Here is a 741-nt window from a genome sequence, read left to right on the forward strand (position 1 = left end):
CCGGTCGCGCTGGCGGCGGCGCTCCCGGCCGCGGACCAGGAGCGGGTCGGCCGCGACCTGGCGCGCGCCCTCGACGCGGTCGAGCGGCGCGGGCTGGCTGCGCCGGACGTGGTCACCCGTGCCCGCTCCGCGGTGCTCGGTCGTCTCACCCCGACCGCCCAGGGCGACGCCCGGCGCGCCCGGCGGCGCCGCTGGGACCCCCCGGCGCCGAGCGTCGGTGCGACCCGGTAGACCTTCTCCCGTGACCACGCCCGAGCCCCCCGAGCCCGAGCAGCCCTCGCTGCTGCCGGAGCTGCGGGGCGCCGTGCGGGGGGCGGTGCGCGAGGCCCGCGCCGAGACCGCGGCCGCCACCGCGAAGCGGCGGAAGGAGGTCGAGCCCGCGGAGGTCGACCCCGTCGCGGAGGTCCTGGTGGACGTTCCGCTCGCGCACCTCGACCGGCCGTTCGACTACCTCGTGCCGGCCGCGATGGCCGACACGGCGCGGCCCGGGGTGCGGGTCAAGGTGCGGTTCGCGGGGCAGGACGTCGACGGCTTCGTCGTGGCCCGGCGCGCGGCCTCCGACCACCCCCGGCTGCAGCCGCTGCGCCGCGTCGTCAGCGCCGAGCCGGTGCTCCACGCCGACGTCGCCGAGCTGTCGGCCCGGGTGGCGCGGCGCTACGCGGGCGCGCGCGCCGACGTGCTGCGCCTCGCCGTGCCCCCCCGGCACGCGACGACCGAGAAGGCGGCGCCCGTCGCCGCCAC

General features: G+C 80.8%; 1 protein-coding gene and 1 pseudogene. Both read left to right on the forward strand.

Translation table 11 applies throughout. The features are described from left to right. Window positions 1-231 (forward strand): hypothetical protein (locus KK617_RS18665; RefSeq protein ID WP_277501683.1); only part of this gene is annotated, 231 nt, incomplete at its 5' end. A 10-nt stretch (window positions 232-241) separates the two neighbouring features. Further along, window positions 242-741: pseudogene (locus tag KK617_RS18670) on the forward strand (primosome assembly protein PriA); the annotation flags it as partial.

Source organism: Nocardioides sp. ChNu-99 (genome assembly GCF_029493445.1).
Taxonomy (GTDB): domain Bacteria; phylum Actinomycetota; class Actinomycetes; order Propionibacteriales; family Nocardioidaceae; genus Nocardioides.